Here is a 20,733-nt window from a genome sequence, read left to right as displayed (position 1 = left end):
TTTTATTCACCCAATCGCTGTAAAATAGTTCTAAATAAAACCCTGAAAGTGAGGCTTACGATGAAAACATACGCTTTGATTATTATGAAACCGGACGCTCTGGAAGCAGAGTTAGTGGAACCGACTATCCGTCGATTTATTGAGGAGGGGTTTCAGATTGAGATGATGGGATTTAAGCGTGCTGATGAAAATTTAATCTTAACCCATTATGCACACGTAGTTGAAAAACTGGGGGAATCTTTTAAAAAAATGGCCATTATGGCTTTTGTCGGAAAACCGATGATTCCGATTATTCTTAGTCAAGTTGGCGAAAATGCCATTGCCAATGCCCGGGAATTAACTGGTGCCACCGATCCATCCAAGGCCCGGCCGGGTACAATCAGGGGTGATCTGGGGACAGATTCCTTTGAAAGTGCTGACCAGGAAGAACGGTGCTGCTATAATTTAATCCATTGCAGCGATTCAAATGAATCATTATTAGCTGAATTAAAGCTATGGTTTGAACCAGAAACCTATGAAGTGTTTGCTCCTCTGATCAGCCTGGTTGACTGAATCATATCAATTCAGCTATCAAAGTAAGACTAACTTTTTAAAGAATTGATTAAGAATAGCTAAAGAAATTGGCATATTACCTCTTGATCCTGATCCGGATCAGCTGCTGGTAAATATTTGTCATTAGTCAGTTTAGGTTAATTTTTTATTGTGAAGTGAGAAAAATAGTGATAAAATGATCCCACTATATTTTTAAGGGGGTTAAGATGAATTTTTCTGAAATTATTGCAGCTGTCAACAATTTTGTTTGGGGACCTGTAATGCTGGCTTTACTCATGGGAACCGGGATCTTTTTAACAATTCGGTTGAAGTTTTTGCCATGGCGAAACTTGGGCTATGCGTTGAAATCGGTTTTTACCAAACAGGATCCATCAAAAAAAGAATCGAGTGGGGATATCTCGCCATTCCAGTCTTTGATGACGGCACTGGCGGCAACCATTGGAACCGGTAACATTGTCGGGGTAGCTACGGCTATGGTACTGGGGGGACCCGGCGCATTAGTGTGGATGTGGATCAGTGCCTTATTTGGTCTTTCGACTAAATACGGAGAAAGTGTTCTGGCGGTTAAGTACCGGGAAACAAATTCCAAAGGCGAAATGGCTGGCGGACCAATGTACGCCATGAAAAATGGCTTCAAAAACAAAACTATCGGGTCAATCCTGGCGGTGCTGTTCTCGGCTTTTGCGGTGGTCGCTTCTTTTGGAATCGGTAACATGACTCAGGCAAATTCCATTTCCGGTGCGGTGTTAGGAACCTTTGGCATCCCAACCTGGATTACCGGTGCGATAATTACGATCCTGGCAATTGTTGTGCTGTTAGGCGGAATCAAGAGTATCGGTCGGGTTTGTGGTGTTTTTGTACCATTTATGGCAGTATTTTATTTTGTTGCTGGGATATTAGTTATTATTATTAATTTTGAAAATCTACCAGCAGGTATTGCTCAAATCTTTACGATGGCCTTTTCACCAATGGCAGTTGCCGGTGGTGTCGGCGGTACCGTGATTGCCAGCATGCTCAGCGCCATGCGTTGGGGTGTTGCCCGGGGTGTTTTCTCAAATGAGGCGGGTTTAGGTTCGGCTCCGATTGCTGCAGCTGCTGCCAAAACCGATCATCCCTCACGACAGGGTTATATTAATATGACCGGGACATTCTTTGATACCCTGGTCGTTTGTTCGATCACCGGTTTGGTTATTGCTTCTTCCGGGGTACTGGGAACCATGACCGAAGCCGGCAAACTACTCAGTGGCGCAGATTTGACGATTGCCGCATTTGAATCGGCATTGGGTCCAATTGGTGGATACATTGTCACCATTGGGATTATGTTGTTTGCCTTCTCAACGATTTTAGGCTGGGAATATTACGGCGAAAAATCTCTGGAGTACTTGATTAAAGCTCCGATCGCGGTAACTATTTATCGTCTGTTTTACAGCTTGGTCGCCTTTGTCGGTGCCACTACTGCCCTGCAGATTGTCTGGGATTTCTCAGATACGATGAACGGTTTGATGGCGATTCCAAACCTGATCTCACTGCTTGTTTTAAGCAATGTCATTGCTAAAGAATGTTTTGATTATGAAGAAAAAGTAATCAAACCAGAGCGGGAATTAAGAAAACTGGGCAAGAAAGCAGTTGTCGAAAACAAATAGTTGATAATCGTGCGAACGCATTAAAAAAGTGTCCGCAACTAAGCATCATGATAAATGATGTCTAAGTTGCGGACACTTTTATAGTTATTTTATTTTTCGGGCATGAACGGCAAAACGGGCATCATCAAAGGTGTAAATACAGGTTGACAGGGTCAGTACTTCATCAGTTGGTGAAACGACCACTCCAGTGTCATATAGCGACCTGGCTTTTAACCGATTCATATAATTTATAAAATCAGTATCGTTGGCGAAGCTGGGCTGGCGATAATCGTATTCGGCTTCGGTAATATAAACCGAGAAGATTTCCCAATCACCGGGATTCCCGGGTTGGTCAAACTGAATCACCGGATGGAGCTTGAAATAGGCCTGATCCTGATAATTCCACAAACTGCCAAACATCGATTCATCGGACATATAATGACCATAGAGGACGTGATTCCGGGTCGTGACGGGATCGCTTAAGTAGTCCCGAAAAATTGCGCCTTCAAAGGATGCTTCCTTTAAAAAATTATGGGACAGATAATAATCATTGTTATCAGTTTGCGCAACCGGATACTCCAACGGGGTTCCTTCGATTTGAACCCAACCGATAGTCTCAGGATTGATCGCCAGTAGGGCAGCAAAATCAATACGGTCGGCGACCTCGGTATGGTTTTCTTTGGCAACGGCAATAATTTTATCCTTTTGCATCGTTTGATTAATCTTCGGATAAAAATTATAAATAATGAATCCCATCGCCACAACAATTAGTAAAACGACGGCCACAATCTTTATTCTAGGCATGCTTTTTTGCAATTTCATTTTCCTCCTAAAGCTCATTTATTATTATTATACCCAATTATCCTGAAAATCACCAAAAAAATGAAAAGAGTTCAGGCGTTTAAAGTTCTTATTGCATGACAGGATTTGATTATTTATTATTTTGATTGACTTTATGTGCTGCGCATGTTAATATTTATAAAGTTATGTAGCCGCACACACAAGGTTTTAAGTCGAGAGCACCTTTTGTGGCGAGTCTGGTATGAGGAGGTGTAGAATCATGTATGCAATTATTAAAACAGGTGGTAAACAATACCGCGTTCAAGAAAATGATGTTATTCAAATTGAAAAAATCAATTTCACAGAAGAAGATGTAAAAGAAATTACTTTTACTGAAGTTTTAGCAGTCAACAAAGATGGCGAAATGATCATTGGTACTCCAGTGGTTGAAAATGCTGTTGTTAAGGCTGAAATTTTAGAAGTTGCAAAAGGACCTAAGGTTATAATTTACAAGTATAAATCTAAAAAAGATTATCGTAAAAAACAAGGTCATCGACAACCATTCATGAAAGTTAAAATTACTGGCATCCAAGCCTAGGACATTTTATGATTTCAGTAAAGATTCAAGGTAAGAATAATAAAGCAAGTGAAATAATTGTGTCTGGTCATGCCGGTTTTGCTGATCATGGCGAGGATATCGTTTGTGCTGCTGTTTCAGTTTTAACCATCAGCATCTTAAACGGTCTCACCGAAATTGTTGGTCGGAAAGATCTTGGCGAAGTGATCGAAGAAGGCTATGTCCACTTTATCATTCCCGAAATCACAGATGAATCAATGAAATTGGAAACAGATACCCTGATTTCGACTTATCTCCTGGGCATCCGGGGGATCAAGGAAGCTTATGGAGATTATATCCAGTTTGAAGAACAATAAATAGGAGGTGAACAACATGTTAAAAATGAACCTTCAACTATTCGCCCATAAAAAAGGGGTTGGTAGTTCAAGAAATGGTCGTGACAGTGAAGCCAAACGTCTTGGAGTTAAAAGAGGAGACGGTCAATTCGTACTAGCAGGAAATATTCTTGTTCGTCAAAGAGGAACAAAAATTCACCCAGGTACTAACGTTGGAAAAGGCGGAGATGATACATTATTCGCATTAGAAGATGGTATCGTACGTTTTGAACGAAAAGGCAGAGATAAAAAACAAGTAAGTATTTATCCTCGGGAAGCCATCTAGTTTTCCAGTGACAAAATAATACATCCATAAAACCTCTTATGCTCGTTTTTACAAGATAAGAGGTTTTATTTTTTGTTGTTTGGGTAGATACCATAAAAAAAGCGAGGTAGCAATGTTTGTAGATAAAGCAGAGATTATTCTGAAGGCTGGCAACGGCGGACACGGCGGGATGAGTTTCCGCCGCGAAAAATACGTTCCCAATGGCGGTCCTGATGGCGGTAACGGAGGGCATGGCGGCAATATTGTTTTTATGGCCGACAATGGTTTTCGGACCCTGATGGAATTTAAATATAAAAGAAAACACAAAGCGGAAAATGGCGAAAACGGTACCGGTTGTCGATCGACGGGTAAAACCGGTGAAGATCTGATCATCAAAGTACCGGTAGGAACCATTATTAAAGATAAAGAGACCGGACGGATCATCTGCGATCTTTCGGAACACGGTCAAAAATACCGGGTAGCCGAAGGCGGCCGGGGTGGACGTGGGAATATGAATTTTGCAACTGCCACCAGACAGGCACCTCGTTTTGCCCAGGGTGGGGTTAAGGGTCAGGAACGCACTGTTATTCTTGAACTGAAACTGCTGGCCGATGTGGGCCTGATTGGTTTTCCCAATGTTGGTAAATCAACCCTTCTATCGGTTATCACCAAAGCCAAACCCAAGATTGCCAATTACCATTTTACCACCATCGTGCCCAATCTGGGTGTGGTCGAATGGCGAAATTTCGATCCTTTTGTGATTGCCGATATTCCCGGTTTGATTGAAGGCGCCCATGAGGGTACCGGACTGGGGGATCAGTTCCTCCGACACGTGGAACGAACCAAACTTCTGATTCACCTTCTCGATGCCTCTGGCAGTGAAGGTCGGGAACCATTGGATGATTTTAAAAAGATCAATTTTGAATTGGAAAAATACAACGAAAAATTGGCAAAACGGGTTCAGATCGTGGCCTTGAACAAGGTTGACCTACTTTCTGAACCAGCGGAAACGGATGAATTAAAAGCTGAATTGGAAAAATTGGGCTATGAAGTCTTTGTTATTTCAGCCGTCACCGGTCAGGGACTCAACGAACTGTTAAGCCGGACGATTCAATTGCTGGATGAAATTGGCGAAGTTGAACCAATCTTTGACTTTGAACCCGAAGCAGAAACCATTTTCACTCCAGACTTTAAAGAAAAGCAATTCACGGTTGAAAAATTTGATCACTTATTTGTGGTTAAGGGGGCCTTCCTGGAACGACTGATTACTTCGGTTAACTTTGAAGATTTGGATTCCATTGGCTTCTTCCAGCGAGTTCTGAAAGATAAAGGCGTCTTCGCAGAGTTGGAAAGCATGGGCATTCAGGATGAAGATGTGGTTCAATTGGAAGACATCGAATTTGAGTATTTTAAATAGATTTCCCGCTTTATTATATGTTATAATAGCGTCGTAGAAAGTAGAGAAAAAATGTTAACAAGTAAACAAAGAAGTTATTTAAGAAAGCTTGCCATGGATATTCCCGATATCATTTTCATCGGTAAGGAAGGTATCACCGAACAAGTCATCGTGCAGACCAGGGATGCCATCATTGCCCGGGAACTGATCAAGGGAAAGGTTCAGAATAATTCTCTGGAAGATGTCAATAATGTGGCCCGGGAATTAGCCGCTGCCACAAAATCTGATATTGTCTGCACCATTGGAAGTAAATTCATTCTTTATAAAAAGAATTTATTAAAAACCAAAATCGAAGTGCCGACAAAAAATCAGAAACCCATTAAACGGGTTAAGAAAAAAGCACTAAGTCCATCACGAAAATTCACAAATTCATAATAAGTAAGGGTTTGAGATGAAGAAAAAAATCGGTCTTCTGGGAGGAAGTTTTAATCCCATCCATACGGGTCACCTGCTGCTGGCAGAGTCGGCCCGGGATCAATATGAATTGGATAAGGTATTGTTTATTCCCACCGGGAATAACCCATTTAAGTTATCTCAGGACGAAATTGCCAGAAAACATCGGCTGAAAATGGTGGAACTGGCCATCGGCGGCAATGACAGTTTTGAAATTTTGACCCATGAAATTGATCAGAATGGCATCACCTATACCATTGATACCATCAATATCATTAAAGAAATTTATCCGGACTGCGATTTTTATTTCATCGCCGGGGCTGATTTAATGTTTGAAATCACCTTATGGAAGGGTGCCCCGGAGCTGTTGAAGTCGGTGAAGTTTATCACCACCTTCCGGCCGGGCTATAGTCATGATCGACTGGATATGCGGATCAAAGAATTGCAGGAGATTTACGGGGCATCTATCTTTAAACTGTACGCCACTGAAATGGATATCGCCTCTTCGGACATCCGGGCGCGGATCAAAAATGGTTACTCGATCCGTTACCTTTTACCCGATGCGGTGGCAGACTACATTCATGAACATCACCTTTACTTGCCGAACACTTCAAGTGAGTTTAACGATGAATTGGACTGATATCGAAGCTGATTTAAAAAAACGGCTAACCCCAAAACGGTTTAGGCACACGATGAATGTGATAGAAGCAGCTGAAAAACTGGCCCGCACCTTTGGCTGTGATCCAGAGCAGGCCCGGCTGGCGGCGTTGTTGCATGACTGTGCCAAGAATCTAACCGATGGGCAGCAGCTGGACTATGCCAAACAGCACCAGATCAAGATCGATCGGGTCAGTCAAAATGATCCTCAATTGCTACACGGCCCAGTGGGCGCGGTACTGGCCAAAGAACGTTATGGCGTCACAGATGCCGCGATTCAAAACGCCATTAGTTGTCATACCACCGGTTGCCAGCATATGAGCACCCTGGATAAGATCATCTATCTGGCTGATTATATTGAACAAGACCGTTCCTTCCCAGGGGTTGAGATCATTCGGGGAATAGCCGAAACTGATCTGGACGGGGCCACCATTATGGCACTGACCAACTGCATCTGTCATGTAGCTCAAACCGGTGCTTTGCTTCACATGCGAACCATCGATGCCCGAAATGATTTAATTATCAAAACTAAAAACCTGAAATTAAAATAAAAGAATTTAAAATTATAAAAGAAAGTGAGTGATTTTTATTAATCCAGAAGAATTTGCACAAAAAATAAAAGGGTGGATTGAAGACAAGAATGGGATCGACATTGAGGTCATTAATGTAACGGAAATGACATCCATCGCCAACTATTTTGTTATTGCCAGCGGGAGTTCTGAACGTCAGGTCAAAGCCATCGCTGACAATATTGAATATGAAGCCAAAGAATTAGAAATATTCCCTAAAAACATCGAAGGCCAACGCGAAGGCCGTTGGATTTTATTGGATTATTACGATGTGATCATCCATATTTTCCATGCTGAGGAACGCGAGTTTTATAGCCTTGAAAAACTTTGGAAAAACAGCCCAGTCAGTCGCTAGACGGCTGTCTGTCAGACCAATCTCTGAACAAATCGAAATGGTGGCACTTCTTGATCCCTCGGGACCAGGGAAACCCACCTTTTTAAATGTCAGGATTAATTTTGAGTCCAGCCCGTATGTTTGGACTCGAACCAAATTAACAAATATCATTAATAAGAAAATGTGACAGTTGCGTAAGGGATAAATATTGAACAATGTTCACGATACTTTCGCAATTATCTAATATGAAAATTAGAAAGAGGTAACTATGAAGATAGGAATCGTTGGCTTACCCAACGTCGGGAAAAGCACCATATTCAATGCGTTGACCAAGGCTGGGGCAGAGTCTGCCAATTACCCATTTTGCACCATTGACCCCAATATCGGGGTTGTGACGGTACCAGATCCCCGCCTGGCGGTTTTAGAAAAAATGTATAACTCGAAAAAAGTGATTCCCACCACCATCGAATTTGTCGATATCGCCGGTCTCGTGCGCGGCGCCAGCAAAGGTGAGGGTCTTGGTAACAAGTTTCTTTCACATATCCGCGAGGTTGATGCCATTGTTCATGTTGTCCGTTGTTTTGAAGATGACAACGTTGTCCATGTGGAAGGAAAAATCGATCCCATTGACGATCTCGAAACCATTAATCTGGAACTGATTTTCTCAGATATCGAAATGCTCGATCGACGGATTGAAAAGAACAAAAAACTGGCTAAAACAAACCCCCAGGAGAAAGCCAATATCGAAGTAGCCATGCGTCTGCGGGAAATTCTGGAGACGGGTAAGATGCCCAATGATGATGAGTTTACTGCCGACGAATGGGAGTTCATTCAAACCAATCAACTGATATCCATTAAGCCAGTCCTGTACATTGCCAATGTTTCTGAAGACGATCTTCATGAAGATAATGATATGGTAACGCGCTTGAAAGCCACTGTTTTGGAAAACCATTCCGGAAATCATATCGATATTATTAAAATATCGGCAAAAATTGAGGAAGAAATTGCTCAATTTGATGATGAGGAAAAAGCTGAGTTCTTATCCGACATGGGTCTGGAAGCATCCGGGTTGGATCAGGTTATTCGGGCCGGCTATAAGCTCTTAGGTCTGATAACTTTCTTAACTGCCGGTCCCCAGGAGATCCGGGCCTGGACGGTTATCGAAGGCACCAAAGCGCCCCAGGCCGCCGGCAAGATCCATAGTGATATTGAGCGCGGATTTATTCGGGCTGAAATTACCAGCTTTGATCAACTGATTGAAGCCGGTTCTGAAGTGAAAGCCAAGGAAAGCGGTGTTACCCGGGTGGAGGGAAAAGAGTATGTCATGAAAGATGGCGATGTTACTTTTTTCCGGTTTAACGTATAATTTTTCATTAACTGTTATGAACTGACACCACCCAATTACCTGGAGGTTACTGTGAAAGATCTTGTTTTAGTCGCCATCAATGCCAAATACATCCATACCAATCTGGCCGTTCGTTCATTAAAAGCGCAATTGCCGGATTTTGATGTCGAAATTCTGGAAATGTCGATCAACGATCCGCTTCATCGGATCATCAAGCTGTTGCTGGATCTGAATACCAAACGGATTGGTTTTTCGTGTTATATCTGGAATATGGAGCTTGTCCTTAAGTTGGCCGAAGTCCTTAAAAAAGCCCGGCCCCAGGTGCAGATTATTTGGGGTGGACCGGAGGTCAGTTTTGATGGCTTGGCACTGATGAAAGCCCACCCTTTTTGCGATCTCATTATCCAGGGCGAAGGGGAAGCCAAGCTAAGAGCATTACTGGCAAACGATGATCCGGATGACTTAAGGACCATTCCCGGTCTCTGTTATCGCAGCCGCGCCGGGGAACTGAGCGAAAATCCCGATGCTGAACCGGTCTCATTAAACCAATTCGTTTTTCCCTATTTAAATATTGATATGGACAGTCTTGATCATAAAATCATTTATTATGAAACCATGCGGGGCTGCCCATTTTCCTGTTCGTATTGTCTTTCCTCGGCTAAACAGGGATTGAATATGTTGAGTCTGGACCGGGTTTTTGCGGAACTGGATTTCTTTATTCAGGCTGGTGTCAAGCAGGTTAAACTGGTCGACCGGACTTTTAACTGCAACCTGGACCGGGCTAAAGCAATATTTTTCTATCTGATTAAACAGGGCGGCGATACTAATTTCCACTTTGAAATGACCGGCGACCTGATCGACGATGAGATGATTGCGCTGCTTGCCACAGCACCGCCGGGATTGATCCAGTTTGAAATCGGCGTCCAGAGCACCGCCCCGGCGACACTCTCGGCGATTGGCCGAAAAATCAGTGTGACCAGAACCGCAGAACACGTAATAAAACTGTTGGCTCAGCAGAACATTCATATTCATCTGGATCTGATTGCCGGCTTACCTTATGAAACCTATGCGGTTTTCAAAGAATCCTTTAATCGGGTGATTGCCCTTGAGCCGGATATGCTACAGCTGGGTTTCCTGAAATGTCTGAAAGGGACCCGGATTCGCGAAGAAGCGGATAGCCATAATTATCAGTATGCCAGTTTTCCGCCCTATGAAATTATTTCAAATAAGTACATCAGCGCTGAAGAACTCTATCAATTGCGGCAAATTGAAATGTTGGTGGACCGTTACTACAATAGCGGCACCTTCAAAGATAGTCTGGCTTTTATTTTGGCAGCCCGGATTTATGACACCCCCTTTGATTTTTTTGAAGCCTTTTCCCATTATTGGGACCGCCAGGGTTATTATGATGTGGGCAAATCAAAGGAACAGCTCTTCGGGATCCTCGAGGACTTTTTCAAGGATCATCAAGAATTCCAGCTGATCGGGGAATGGCTTAAATTTGATTTCCTCACCCAGAATCTCCGACTGCCAGCCGGCATGGGCGATACCAGCCCTGATAAAGAATGGATTTTTGAGTTTTTAAAAGACTCCCAGAACATTGAAACGTATCTGAGTGAATTTATTGATCTGGCACCGAAAAAAATCTACACCCGGGTCAAATTTCAGTATTTTTCGGCGGCCTTTCTCAGTCGGCTCTCAGGAACTGCTTTATCACCCGCAGACAAACCGGGATTAATGGTATTTTCGGCAGCGGGCTCGCGCATTATCATTCAATAAAATATTAAATTTGCTGAAAAGTATTGATTCCTGGTTAGATAAAGGTTATACTGATAAGCAATAAAAATAAAAAAAGACGCTGATAAGGACGAGTAAGTTATCCATACGTTTCAGAGAGTAGGCAACCTGGCTGTAATTGCCTATACTGCAGATAATTGAAAACCACCTTGGAGTCGTAAACCTGAAATTGATTGGAAAGTCGCGTTATGCACCTGCTGGCACTTTCTTTTATAGTAGGGTTTTTCGGAGCTGACCGTTATTCAGAACTTAAGTGGATTCACGCAAGTGAATCAAATTGGGTGGAACCGCGTTGATACGTCCCTTTGTTTGACAAAGGGGCTTTTTTGTTTTTAAAATAAGTGTTTTTAAACAGCGGTCGCTAAAAAATACCCTGTTTTTCAATAAACGCCAAAGAAAAAGGAGAAAATTATGATTACTATTACGTTAAAAGACGGATCCATAAAGACTTATGAACCCGGAATCACTGTTCTTGAAGTTGCCAATGATATCAGCCCCGGTTTAGCTAAAAATACCATGGCGGGAGAACTTAACGGTGAGGTTGTCGATATCCGCCAACCAATTAATGAAGATGCCACCCTCAATCTGTTGAAATTCGAAGACGAAGGCGGCAAGCATGCCTTCTGGCATACCGGTTCCCATCTGCTGGCCCAGGCAGTCAAGCGCCTTTATCCACAAGCAAAACTGGCGATTGGACCGGCGATCGACAATGGTTTTTACTATGATATCGATGTGGATGTGATAATCACTCCGGAAATCATGGAAAAAATTGAGAAAGAAATGGCCAAAATAGTCAAAGAAGGATTGGCCATCGATCGCTATGAACTAAGCCGCAACGAGGCTCTGGCCAAAGTGAATGCTGAAGGCGAGATTTACAAAGCCGAACTGATCGAAAACCTGCCGGAAGACGCCATCATCAGCTTTTATTCCCAGGGTGAGTTCTCCGACCTTTGCGCTGGTCCTCATATTCAAAACCTCAGCGGGATTAAAGCGGTTAAATTGTTAAGTCTGGCCGGTGCTTATTGGCGCGGTGATGAAAAAAATAAGATGCTACAGCGGATCTACGGCATTACCTTCCCTAAAAAAAGCGAATTGGAAGCCTATCTGACCCGGCTGGAAGAAGCCAAAAAACGCGATCACCGTAAGTTGGGAAAAGAGCTGGATCTTTTCTCGCTCCAGGAAGAAGGTCCGGGGTTCCCATTTTTCCATCCCAAAGGCATGATTATTCGCAACGAACTGGAAAATTTCTGGCGCCAGATCCATCAACTGCGGGGCTACCAGGAAATTAAAACCCCAATTATCCTCAATGCTGAGCTGTGGAAACGATCCGGTCACTGGGATCATTACAAAGAGAATATGTATTTCACCGAAATTGATGAAGCCTCCTATGCCGTTAAACCAATGAACTGCCCGGGTGGTATGCTCGTTTATAAACGAAAAGGCCACTCTTACCGGGACCTGCCGTTAAAAATGGCCGAGCTTGGTCTGGTCCATCGTCATGAGCTGCATGGTGCCCTCCACGGCCTGATGCGGGTGCGAAACTTTACTCAGGATGATGCCCATATCTTTATGACTCCAGATCAGATTGAAGCCGAAGTCATCAAGGTCATCGATCTTGCCGATGATGTTTACCGGGTCTTTGGGTTTAACTACAAGGTTGAATTATCAACCAAACCAGATAAAGCTATTGGCTCGGATGAGGTTTGGGAAATCGCCACCGAGGCCTTGCGTAAAGCGCTGGAGAAAAAAGGGATTGACTATCGTTTAAACCCTGGTGATGGGGCTTTCTACGGTCCTAAAATCGACTTCCATCTGGAGGATAGTCTCGGTCGGACCTGGCAATGTGGGACGATTCAGCTGGATTTCCAGATGCCGGAACGCTTTGACCTGAACTATATTGGCTCAGACGGCGAAAAACACCGTCCGGTTATTGTTCACCGCACCATTTTAGGTAGTATCGAACGCTTCTTCGGGATCCTGATTGAGCACTTTGCCGGAAAATTCCCGGTTTGGCTGGCACCGGTTCAGGTAATGATCATTCCGGTGGCGGATGCTCATCACGATTTTGCCAAAGGTATTGCCGAAGAACTGACCGCCATCGGCGTTCGCGCCTCGGTGGATATCCGGGATGAGAAACTGGGCTACCGGATTCGGGAAGCACAGATGCAAAAAGTACCTTATATGCTGGTCGTCGGTGATAAAGAAGCTGAAGGCGGCGATCTAGCCCTGCGAATCCGCGATACTGGCGATGCCGGCCTGATCAGTCTGGCCGATCTCAAAGAAAAACTGATCGAAAAAATTAAGACAAAATCATTGACCCTGGAATAAATCAGGAATAATACGGGTCGAATTTGCAATAATGGTTGACAAATTCGGCTCGTATAAATATAATAAAAAACAATAAAGTGATGACCAGGAACAAGTAATAATTGGATGATCTTTGCAGAGAGCTTTCGGTTGGTGTGAGAAAGCAGGACCCCGTTATGAATACATCCTGTGAGCTGCTCACCGAAAGGCTTTGCCCGGTAGGCTGGGCCGGATACCAACCGTTATCATGGCTAAGTGACTAAGGTTGCTTGCAGAGTGTGATGTGTAAGCATCAAAGGCAAGGTGGTACCGCGAATTTGTATTCGTCCCTGTTATTCAGAGACGAATTTTTTTTGCGTGAAGGTAAAAAAAGCAGCAATCTGTACGAACAATTCGACCTGAAAAGGTTTTATTGAATAAAAAATGAAAATGGAGGAAAAGAAATGAAAACACACGGAAGAAAATTAATGACCGTTCTGCTCGTTGCAGCTATGGTTGCCTTAGGCGCCGGATGCACAAGCTCGGCCACAAAAGAAGAAAGTCAAGAAGCGACTATCGGGATTGTTCAATACGTCGATCATGTCGCCCTGGACGCGGCTCGAGAAGGCTTTGTTACCGCACTGGCCGACAATGGTTATACCGATGGCGACAATATTACCATTGATGTCCAAAATGCCCAGGGTGATCAAAGTAATTTATCAACCATCAGTGACCGTTTTGTCAGCAACAAGGTTGATATGGTTCTAGCCATTGCGACCCCGGCGGCTCAGGCCATCGCTGGTAAAACGACCGAAATCCCAATTTTGGGAACTGCTATTACCGATTATGAAGCCGCTCGACTGGTCACTTCAAATGAAGCACCGGGCGGAAATGTCAGCGGAACAACCGATATGAACCCAATTAAGGAGCAAATTGACCTGCTGGTAAAACTGGTGCCGACTGCCAAAACAGTTGGAGTTCTTTACACTTCCAGCGAAGATAATTCAGTAATCCAGGCTAAAATTGCCAAAGAAGCGATTGAAAAACTGGGGCTGAAATATGTGGAAGTAACAGTTACCAATTCAAATGATGTTCAACAAGCGACTCAATCGATTGTCAGCCAATGTGATGCCATTTACATTCCCACCGATAATGTCTTTGCCTCAGCTATGCCTCAGGTTCAAAGCATTACCTCCCAGTCAAAAACACCGGTAATCTGCGGTGAATCCGGGATGGTTGAATCCGGTGGATTAGCTACCCTGGGAATCAGCTACTCAGACCTGGGTTACCAGACGGGTTTAATGGCCGTAAAAATTCTTAAAGGCGAAGCCGAACCAGCAACCATGCCAATCGAATCCGCAACTAAATTTGAGTATGCGATCAATGGTGCCGTCGCTCAGGAAATTGGTTTAACCATTCCCGCTGATCTTCAGCAATATGTTATTACCGCAAAATAAAAGATTTAAATAAAAACGATTTAGCAAGCAGTAATGAACACCATTACTGCTTGCTATAATTATTAATCAAGATAATCAATAGATAAAAAGTGAGGCAGAATAATGTTTGAGATTATATTAGGTGCAATATCGCTGGGTCTGCTATGGGCGATCATGACGATCGGCGTTTATATCACCTACCGAATACTCGATATTGCTGATTTAACAGTAGAAGGAAGTATTGCAATGGGAGCTGCCATCGCAGCTTTTTCAATTTTTAATGGGATGAATCCTTTCGTCGCCACATGTTTAGCCTTTGTCGGCGGGATGCTGGCCGGACTGGTCACTGGAATTCTTCATACAAAACTAAAAATACCCGCGTTACTGGCCGGTATTTTAACAATGATCGCGCTTTATTCGGTCAATCTGCGGATCATGGGGAAGGCCAACCTGTCACTGTTACGGATTGATACTGTCTTCACCCCCATGGAGAACCTGGGATTAAGCCCAACATATTCGGTCATGCTTTTTGGCTTTATCAGTGTAATGGCGATAGTTGGTCTTTTATACTGGTTTTTCGGAACCGAAATCGGCTGTGCGATCCGGGCTACCGGTAACAACCCGCAAATGGCCCGGGCTCAGGGGATCAACACCAATAATATGATTATTCTCGGTTTGGTCATCAGCAATGGTCTGGTTGCTCTCTCCGGGTCGTTAATCGCCCAGAGCCAGAGCTTTGCTGATATTCAGATGGGAATCGGTTCAATCGTTATCGGTTTAGCCTCGGTTATTATTGGTGAAGTTATTTTTGGGACCCGTAATTTTTTCAATTGCCTGATTTCATTAGTTCTCGGTGCCATTACCTATCGTATTATCATCGCACTGGTATTGAAAATGGGGATGCCGGCCAACGACTTGAAATTGTTCACGGCGATTACCGTGGCCATTGCGCTGTCATTACCGGTCTTTAAAACCTATCTCCGACCGATTAAAAAATCGATGAATGGAGGGGACCTATAAATGTTAGTAATTAAAGATATCGAGAAAAAATTCAATGCCGGGACGGTCAATGAAAAAGTAGCGCTCAGTGGTTTTAGCCTGTCCTTAACCGAAGGCGATTTTGTCACCGTCATCGGCGGCAACGGCGCCGGGAAATCGACCTTTCTTAATTGTGTGGCTGGAGTCTTTGGCGTCGATAAGGGCTCCATCCAGATTGATGGCTTAGATGTCACCAAGCTTCCGGAACATAAACGTTCGGCGGTCATCGGCCGGGTCTTTCAGGACCCGATGATGGGGACAGCCGGCAATATGGGGATTGAAGAAAACCTTGCCCTGGCTTATCGTCGCGGCAAAACCCGGTCATTGAGCTGGGGCATCAGCAATAAGGAACGGGAGATTTACAAAGAATACCTCAGTCATCTGGATTTGGGGCTGGAAAATCGTCTTCATGCCAAGGTCGGTTTGCTTTCGGGGGGACAGCGACAGGCATTGACCTTGTTGATGGCGACCTTGAAAAAACCGAAACTGCTGTTGCTGGATGAACACACGGCAGCTTTGGATCCAAAAACAGCCGATAAGGTACTGCAACTAAGTGACCGTTTTGTCAAGGAAGGTAATCTGACAACCCTGATGGTCACGCATAACATGCGCCACGCGATTGAACATGGCAATCGTCTGATCATGATGCATGAAGGACGGGTTATCCTGGATATTAAGGGCGAAGAAAAGCAACAGCTGACCGTTGAAGATTTACTGAAACGCTTTGGTCAGGTCAGTGGTGAAGAATTTGCTAATGACCGGGCGTTACTTTCCTAAAAAAACGCTTGACAACGGTGATGGATAAGCATATAATAGCTAAGTAACAAAGTAGAGGAAACACACTTCTCACCTCATTTCTCAGGGAAATAGGTAAATATGAATGAACGCATGATGAATGTTCGTTAGTATTTTTTTGCAGGTGGAGTGACTCTACCTGCAATTTTTATATATGGAGGTATATTACTATTAGCAAAGAAGTTCAACACGAAATTAATAACGAGATCCGTGATCGCGAAATCCGTGTAATTGACGAAGCAGGTGAGATGTTGGGAGTCATGAATACAAAAGACGCTCAAGCATTAGCCGATGAGAAAAATTTGGATCTAGTGAAAGTTTCACCAAACGCAAAACCGCCGGTTTGTAAGATTCTTGACTACGGAAAGTTTAGATACGAAGAAATTCAACGATTAAAAGAAGCTAAAAAAAATCAAAAAGCTGTGGTTATTAAAGAAATTCGTATGTCAGTTCGAGTTGAAGAGCATGATATTAATGTTAAAATTAAAAATTGCATTAAATTCTTGGAACAAGGTAGTCGGGTTAAAGTGGCTATTCGTTTCAGAGGCCGTGAAATGGCTTATACGGAACAGGGAAAAGAAGTATTACTTGATTTTGCCGAACGTGTTTCTGATCTTGCCGTTATTGAAAAAGCGCCGAAAATTGAAGGCCGAAATATGGTTATGTATATCGCCCCCAAAAAGATAAGTTAAGTAAACAACGTTAATTGACTATCTGTTATCGAAACTTAGTTATTGTTAATTAAGTTTCTCAGATATAGTTTTTTATAAAAGATACCTTGTACAGGGAGGAGGAAATAGTTATGCCAAAAATGAAAACACACCGTGGTGCTGCAAAGCGTTTTAAAATAAAAAAATCAGGTTTTATTAAACGGACCAAAGCTGGTAAACGCCATATTCTAAACAAAAAAAGCAGTAAGCGAAAAAGAAACCTCAGAAAAGCTACTGGTTTAGCTCCTGGAGATGCTAAAGTAGTAATGAAAATGATCAAAATGGTAAAAAGATAATATTTGAAGATAGGAGGAAATAGATAATGCGAATTAAAAAAGGCGTTAATGCCAAAAAGAAACATAAAAAAGTACTTAAACTTGCAAAAGGCTATTATGGTGCTAAAAGTAAGTTATATAGATCAGCAAATGAAGCCGTTATGCGAGCACTCAGATCTTCATATGTTGGCCGTAAAGAAAAGAAGCGAAATTTCAGAAGATTATGGATCACCCGAATCAATGCCGGTGCCAGAATGTATGGCTTAAGCTACAGCAAATTCATGTTTGGTTTAAAACAGGCAGGTGTTGAAATTGACCGTAAAATCTTAGCTGATTTGGCCATGAATGACATCAATGCATTCAAAGATTTAGTTGAAGTATCAAAGAAAAACATGAACTAATCGTACTGAAAAAACTTCTCAACGGATTATCCATGCTTGGGAAGTTTTTTTATTGTATATAATTGTTGCTTTTTTATAGCAGCGTGTTAAAATATGTATGATTGTCAAATATTATATGTGGAGACAGAATTGTGGCAGAAAAAATACGTTGGAATTTTAATAAATTTGTTGGACAGCGCTCCCCTGCGGAAATGCTGATTTACGGATTCGCACTGGTTATTTTGCTGGGTGCAATTCTTCTTACTCTGCCCATTGCCAGTAATTCTGGGGAGAGCGGCGGTTTCATCAACGCTTTGTTTACATCAACATCGGCTGTCTGTGTGACCGGATTAGTAGTTGTCGATACGGGGACATTCTGGTCAGGATTCGGGAAAGTTGTCATTATTTTGCTGATTCAAATTGGTGGATTGGGTTTCATGTCACTGACCACGATGTTTTTTGTTCTGGCCGGGAAACGGATCACCATCAAAGACCGGTTGCTAATTCAATCTTCCGTCAATATGGATTCGATCTCAGGGATTGTTAAATTTACCAAGTATATTTTCTTCTCATCCTTGGTGATAGAAGGAATTGGAGCTTTGTTGCTGGCTCTTGTTTTTATCCCGGAATACGGGTTTTTACAGGGGACTGCCTATAGTTTTTTTCATTCTATTTCGGCTTTTTGCAATGCTGGTTTTGATTTATTTGGAAATTATTCCAGCTTAACAAAATACGTCGGCAATTTTATTGTCAATTTTGTGATTGGCGGTTTAATTATTCTCGGCGGTCTGGGCTTTGCCGTTACCAGTGACTTAATTAATATCCGTAAGTTTGATAAAATGAGTATGCATACCAAGCTGGTATTAACCGTTACCGGCGCTTTGTTAGTTGTCGGTTTTGTGCTCTTTTTTATTTTTGAGTATAATAACCCCAAAACAATGGGTAATTTATCGTTGCCGGTAAAATTTATGGCTGCAGCTTTTCAGTCGATCACTCCGCGAACAGCCGGTTATAATACCATCGATATTGCTGCCCTCACAACGCCATCGCTGTTTTTAACGATGCTTTTAATGTTTGTAGGTGCATCACCAGGCTCCACTGGCGGGGGTGTTAAAACAACCACCTTTGCCATCATCATTATGACTGTTGTCTCGGTCCTGCATGGCCGCAAGGATGTCGTTGCATTTAAACGCAGTATCTTAGGTCCGGCCATCCGTCGGGCAATTTCAGTGCTGGTTATTGCTTTCGCTATTGTCATCTTTATGATTTTTGTGTTATTATGTACTGAACCCGAAGCTTCTTTTGAAACCGTGGTTTTTGAAGTGCTTTCTGCATTTGGCACGGTTGGTTTAACAACCGGATTAACCCCTCAATTATCAATTGGGGGAAAAATAGCCATAAGTATTACCATGTTTGTCGGTCGGCTGGGTCCATTGACAGTAGCCTATGCTATTTCACGTAGTGAAAAACGCGCCCGGGAAAACGTGGGTAATTTTAAATTGCCGGAAGGCAATATTATGATTGGCTAGAGGAGGAGTATTAATTGAAAGAAAAGCAGTTTGCAGTCCTTGGTTTAGGGCGTTTTGGTGAAGCACTTGCCATCACTCTCAGTGAGTTGGGCTGTAATGTTGTTGTTGTCGATAAAGACGAAGAAAAGATTCAAAACATTGCGAATTTAGTAACCTATGCGGTCCAGGCCGATGTCACCGATATCAATGCCCTGAAGTCAATTGGGTTAAAAAATGTCGATGCCGTGGTTGTTTCGATCACTTCCGATATTAACAGCAGTATCATGGGCATTGTCAATGCTCAGGAGCTGGGAATCAGCGAAATTTATGGGAAAGCTAACAATGCTCAGCATGAAAAGGTATTGCTAAAATTAGGGGTTAAAAAGGTGTTTTCACCAGAACGTGATATGGGCGAGCGGGTTGCACATAATCTGTTCTCTGGCGATTTTATCGATATTTTAGAATTGGATACCAATCATTCGATTGTCGAAGTGGAGTCCCTCCATATCTGGGAAGGAAAAACTCTGGAGCAACTGAACCTGAGAGAAAAGCATGGCTTAAATGTGATTGCCATTCGGACCCTAGATGTTCTAAATGCTTCCCCGGTTGCAAGTGATATCGTTCGTTCTGGCGATAAGTTGATTGTTATGGGCGAAAACCGATCGATTAATGAGATTAATAAACTCTCCCGAAAAGACCATTAACGATGTTTCAGGAAATTACTTCAAAAAATAATGAACAGCTCAAATATCTCCGCAAACTTACCAGTAAATCATTTAGAGATGCGGAGGGTTCCTTCGCAATCGAAGGAACCAAGTTATTTCTCGAGGCTGTCAAAGCGCAGTTGCCAATTAAACAAGTCTTTATTACTAAAGAATGGCTGGATATCAATGCGGGATCGAACAGTGATTATTTGCTGTCGCTAGCTGAAAAGGATGTGACCATCGCCATTGTTGGCCCTTCTGTATTTTCATCAGTTTCAACGTTGCAAAAATCTGAAGGAATTATTTGTGTGTTGCCTAAAATCAACTTCCCCCCGGCAACATTCAAACGTTATGTTTTACTGGAGGACGTTCAGGATCCCTACAATGTTGGCACCATCATCCGAACGGCTGATGCAGCTGGCTTTGACTGTGTGGTGACATCCACCAAAACGGCCGATGTTTATAACGAAAAAGTACTGCGCGGGTCGATGGGTTCAGTTTTTCACCTGCCGATTTATCAAGTCGAGTCCTTGCTCGATTATGTGCAGCAATTAAAAGACCAGTCGATTACCATCATTGGCACCTCCTTAATGGGCAGTTCCTTATGGGAGCGCGAACCCCTTAACAGATCATTAGCCATTGTGATGGGTAACGAGTCCAGGGGAATGACACATGAAATGAGTGAATGCTGTGACCTGTTACTTAAAATCCCCATTTTGGGTCAGGCCGAGTCGCTTAATGTGGCAACCGCAGCAGGAATTATTATGTATGACCTGGTCAGAGATTTTCAATAAATGCTTTATCGAGAAAAATCAAAAGAAAAATTGAATAGCTTATCAACAATGATAGAGCGAGTAAATAAATTTTAAATTTTACAGAG

23 protein-coding genes and 4 other annotated features (1 of these 27 only partly in view) are annotated in these 20,733 nt (G+C 42.9%); of the genes, 22 read left to right on the top strand and 1 reads right to left on the bottom strand.

Going from position 1 to position 20,733, the window contains the following annotated elements; genetic code table 11:
- The first annotated feature begins 60 nt into the window (after positions 1 to 60).
- Both A3KS_RS19600 and A3KS_RS19595 read left to right on the top strand, forming a co-directional pair.
- Positions 61 to 552, top strand: a complete 492-nt coding sequence (locus tag A3KS_RS19600) for a nucleoside-diphosphate kinase (RefSeq protein ID WP_051355562.1) — start codon at positions 61 to 63, stop codon at positions 550 to 552.
- 206 nt (positions 553 to 758) lie between these two features.
- On the top strand, positions 759 to 2,195 hold the full coding sequence (locus A3KS_RS19595; RefSeq protein ID WP_084504832.1) for an alanine/glycine:cation symporter family protein: 1,437 nt from the start codon (positions 759 to 761) through the stop codon (positions 2,193 to 2,195).
- An 84-nt stretch (positions 2,196 to 2,279) separates the two neighbouring features.
- On the opposite strand, the gene srtB is transcribed toward A3KS_RS19595, so the two are convergent.
- Positions 2,280 to 2,996, bottom strand: a complete 717-nt coding sequence (gene srtB, locus A3KS_RS19590; protein ID WP_051355561.1) for a class B sortase — start codon at positions 2,994 to 2,996, stop codon at positions 2,280 to 2,282.
- 158 nt (positions 2,997 to 3,154) lie between these two features.
- Positions 3,155 to 3,223, top strand: a sequence feature (ribosomal protein L21 leader region).
- An 11-nt stretch (positions 3,224 to 3,234) separates the two neighbouring features.
- Between srtB and rplU the strand changes: the two genes are divergently transcribed.
- The 20 genes from rplU to A3KS_RS0100490 all read left to right on the top strand — a co-directional run bounded on the left by rplU (position 3,235) and on the right by A3KS_RS0100490 (position 20,647).
- Positions 3,235 to 3,552, top strand: a complete 318-nt coding sequence (rplU, locus tag A3KS_RS0100585) for a 50S ribosomal protein L21 (RefSeq protein WP_026393229.1) — start codon at positions 3,235 to 3,237, stop codon at positions 3,550 to 3,552.
- Positions 3,553 to 3,560: 8 nt separating this feature from the next.
- On the top strand, positions 3,561 to 3,887 hold the full coding sequence (locus tag A3KS_RS0100580) for a ribosomal-processing cysteine protease Prp (protein ID WP_026393228.1): 327 nt from the start codon (positions 3,561 to 3,563) through the stop codon (positions 3,885 to 3,887).
- Positions 3,888 to 3,903: 16 nt separating this feature from the next.
- Entirely contained in the window at positions 3,904 to 4,191 is a 288-nt protein-coding gene (rpmA, locus tag A3KS_RS0100575) for a 50S ribosomal protein L27 (RefSeq protein WP_014356380.1), read from the top strand.
- 112 nt (positions 4,192 to 4,303) lie between these two features.
- Entirely contained in the window at positions 4,304 to 5,587 is a 1,284-nt protein-coding gene (gene obgE, locus A3KS_RS0100570; protein WP_026393227.1) for a GTPase ObgE, read from the top strand.
- A gap of 51 nt (positions 5,588 to 5,638) precedes the next feature.
- A complete protein-coding gene (locus tag A3KS_RS19585) occupies positions 5,639 to 6,001 on the top strand; it encodes a YhbY family RNA-binding protein (RefSeq protein ID WP_051355560.1) in 363 nt (120 codons plus the stop codon).
- 16 nt (positions 6,002 to 6,017) lie between these two features.
- Positions 6,018 to 6,659, top strand: a complete 642-nt coding sequence (gene nadD, locus A3KS_RS0100560; RefSeq protein WP_026393226.1) for a nicotinate-nucleotide adenylyltransferase — start codon at positions 6,018 to 6,020, stop codon at positions 6,657 to 6,659.
- Positions 6,646 to 7,227 (top strand): bis(5'-nucleosyl)-tetraphosphatase (symmetrical) YqeK, encoded by a 582-nt coding sequence (gene yqeK, locus A3KS_RS0100555; RefSeq protein WP_026393225.1) that lies wholly within the window; start codon positions 6,646 to 6,648, stop codon positions 7,225 to 7,227. Before nadD ends, yqeK begins: the two co-directional genes overlap by 14 nt.
- A 28-nt stretch (positions 7,228 to 7,255) precedes the next feature.
- On the top strand, positions 7,256 to 7,600 hold the full coding sequence (gene rsfS, locus A3KS_RS0100550) for a ribosome silencing factor (RefSeq protein ID WP_026393224.1): 345 nt from the start codon (positions 7,256 to 7,258) through the stop codon (positions 7,598 to 7,600).
- Positions 7,601 to 7,847: 247 nt separating this feature from the next.
- Entirely contained in the window at positions 7,848 to 8,945 is a 1,098-nt protein-coding gene (gene ychF, locus A3KS_RS0100545; protein ID WP_026393223.1) for a redox-regulated ATPase YchF, read from the top strand.
- A gap of 51 nt (positions 8,946 to 8,996) precedes the next feature.
- Entirely contained in the window at positions 8,997 to 10,703 is a 1,707-nt protein-coding gene (locus A3KS_RS0100540) for a B12-binding domain-containing radical SAM protein (RefSeq protein WP_026393222.1), read from the top strand.
- A gap of 70 nt (positions 10,704 to 10,773) precedes the next feature.
- Positions 10,774 to 11,029: a binding site (T-box leader), on the top strand.
- Between the two features lie 103 nt (positions 11,030 to 11,132).
- Positions 11,133 to 13,049, top strand: a complete 1,917-nt coding sequence (gene thrS, locus A3KS_RS0100535; RefSeq protein WP_026393221.1) for a threonine--tRNA ligase — start codon at positions 11,133 to 11,135, stop codon at positions 13,047 to 13,049.
- Positions 13,050 to 13,120: 71 nt separating this feature from the next.
- Positions 13,121 to 13,362, top strand: a binding site (T-box leader).
- A gap of 109 nt (positions 13,363 to 13,471) precedes the next feature.
- Entirely contained in the window at positions 13,472 to 14,464 is a 993-nt protein-coding gene (locus A3KS_RS0100530; protein WP_026393220.1) for an ABC transporter substrate-binding protein, read from the top strand.
- A 102-nt stretch (positions 14,465 to 14,566) separates the two neighbouring features.
- Positions 14,567 to 15,463 (top strand): ABC transporter permease, encoded by an 897-nt coding sequence (locus A3KS_RS0100525; RefSeq protein ID WP_035354741.1) that lies wholly within the window; start codon positions 14,567 to 14,569, stop codon positions 15,461 to 15,463.
- Positions 15,464 to 16,258, top strand: coding sequence for an ABC transporter ATP-binding protein (locus tag A3KS_RS0100520; protein WP_026393218.1), 795 nt, complete (start codon positions 15,464 to 15,466; stop codon positions 16,256 to 16,258). It abuts the gene before it with no gap.
- A 170-nt stretch (positions 16,259 to 16,428) separates the two neighbouring features.
- A complete protein-coding gene (gene infC / locus A3KS_RS0100515; protein ID WP_026393217.1) occupies positions 16,429 to 16,968 on the top strand; it encodes a translation initiation factor IF-3 in 540 nt (179 codons plus the stop codon).
- 110 nt (positions 16,969 to 17,078) lie between these two features.
- Positions 17,079 to 17,282, top strand: coding sequence for a 50S ribosomal protein L35 (gene rpmI, locus A3KS_RS0100510; protein ID WP_026393216.1), 204 nt, complete (start codon positions 17,079 to 17,081; stop codon positions 17,280 to 17,282).
- A gap of 26 nt (positions 17,283 to 17,308) precedes the next feature.
- Positions 17,309 to 17,662: a 50S ribosomal protein L20 gene (gene rplT, locus A3KS_RS0100505; RefSeq protein WP_207725434.1), complete on the top strand. Its 354-nt coding sequence runs from the start codon at positions 17,309 to 17,311 to the stop codon at positions 17,660 to 17,662.
- 131 nt (positions 17,663 to 17,793) lie between these two features.
- Entirely contained in the window at positions 17,794 to 19,170 is a 1,377-nt protein-coding gene (locus A3KS_RS0100500) for a TrkH family potassium uptake protein (RefSeq protein ID WP_242834713.1), read from the top strand.
- A 14-nt stretch (positions 19,171 to 19,184) separates the two neighbouring features.
- On the top strand, positions 19,185 to 19,853 hold the full coding sequence (locus A3KS_RS0100495) for a potassium channel family protein (RefSeq protein ID WP_026393213.1): 669 nt from the start codon (positions 19,185 to 19,187) through the stop codon (positions 19,851 to 19,853).
- Positions 19,854 to 19,855: 2 nt separating this feature from the next.
- Complete coding sequence (locus A3KS_RS0100490) at positions 19,856 to 20,647, top strand: TrmH family RNA methyltransferase (RefSeq protein WP_026393212.1); 792 nt, start codon at positions 19,856 to 19,858, stop codon at positions 20,645 to 20,647.
- Positions 20,648 to 20,686: 39 nt separating this feature from the next.
- Positions 20,687 to 20,733, top strand: a binding site (T-box leader) (it continues 181 nt past the right edge of the window).

The organism is Acetobacterium malicum subsp. dehalogenans DSM 11527 (assembly GCF_000472665.1).
GTDB classification, from domain to species: domain Bacteria; phylum Bacillota; class Clostridia; order Eubacteriales; family Eubacteriaceae; genus Acetobacterium; species Acetobacterium malicum.
This window is presented reverse-complemented; position numbering and strand designations above follow the sequence as displayed.

Coding starts and splice junctions, on each gene's coding strand:
- A3KS_RS19600 (WP_051355562.1), top strand. CDS start 61: ATGAAAACATACGCTTTGATTATTATGAAACCGGACGCTCTGGAAGCA.
- A3KS_RS19595 (WP_084504832.1), top strand. CDS start 759: ATGAATTTTTCTGAAATTATTGCAGCTGTCAACAATTTTGTTTGGGGA.
- srtB (WP_051355561.1), bottom strand. CDS start 2,996: ATGAAATTGCAAAAAAGCATGCCTAGAATAAAGATTGTGGCCGTCGTT.
- rplU (WP_026393229.1), top strand. CDS start 3,235: ATGTATGCAATTATTAAAACAGGTGGTAAACAATACCGCGTTCAAGAA.
- A3KS_RS0100580 (WP_026393228.1), top strand. CDS start 3,561: ATGATTTCAGTAAAGATTCAAGGTAAGAATAATAAAGCAAGTGAAATA.
- rpmA (WP_014356380.1), top strand. CDS start 3,904: ATGTTAAAAATGAACCTTCAACTATTCGCCCATAAAAAAGGGGTTGGT.
- obgE (WP_026393227.1), top strand. CDS start 4,304: ATGTTTGTAGATAAAGCAGAGATTATTCTGAAGGCTGGCAACGGCGGA.
- A3KS_RS19585 (WP_051355560.1), top strand. CDS start 5,639: ATGTTAACAAGTAAACAAAGAAGTTATTTAAGAAAGCTTGCCATGGAT.
- nadD (WP_026393226.1), top strand. CDS start 6,018: ATGAAGAAAAAAATCGGTCTTCTGGGAGGAAGTTTTAATCCCATCCAT.
- yqeK (WP_026393225.1), top strand. CDS start 6,646: ATGAATTGGACTGATATCGAAGCTGATTTAAAAAAACGGCTAACCCCA.
- ychF (WP_026393223.1), top strand. CDS start 7,848: ATGAAGATAGGAATCGTTGGCTTACCCAACGTCGGGAAAAGCACCATA.
- thrS (WP_026393221.1), top strand. CDS start 11,133: ATGATTACTATTACGTTAAAAGACGGATCCATAAAGACTTATGAACCC.
- A3KS_RS0100530 (WP_026393220.1), top strand. CDS start 13,472: ATGAAAACACACGGAAGAAAATTAATGACCGTTCTGCTCGTTGCAGCT.
- A3KS_RS0100525 (WP_035354741.1), top strand. CDS start 14,567: ATGTTTGAGATTATATTAGGTGCAATATCGCTGGGTCTGCTATGGGCG.
- A3KS_RS0100520 (WP_026393218.1), top strand. CDS start 15,464: ATGTTAGTAATTAAAGATATCGAGAAAAAATTCAATGCCGGGACGGTC.
- rpmI (WP_026393216.1), top strand. CDS start 17,079: ATGCCAAAAATGAAAACACACCGTGGTGCTGCAAAGCGTTTTAAAATA.
- rplT (WP_207725434.1), top strand. CDS start 17,309: ATGCGAATTAAAAAAGGCGTTAATGCCAAAAAGAAACATAAAAAAGTA.
- A3KS_RS0100490 (WP_026393212.1), top strand. CDS start 19,856: ATGTTTCAGGAAATTACTTCAAAAAATAATGAACAGCTCAAATATCTC.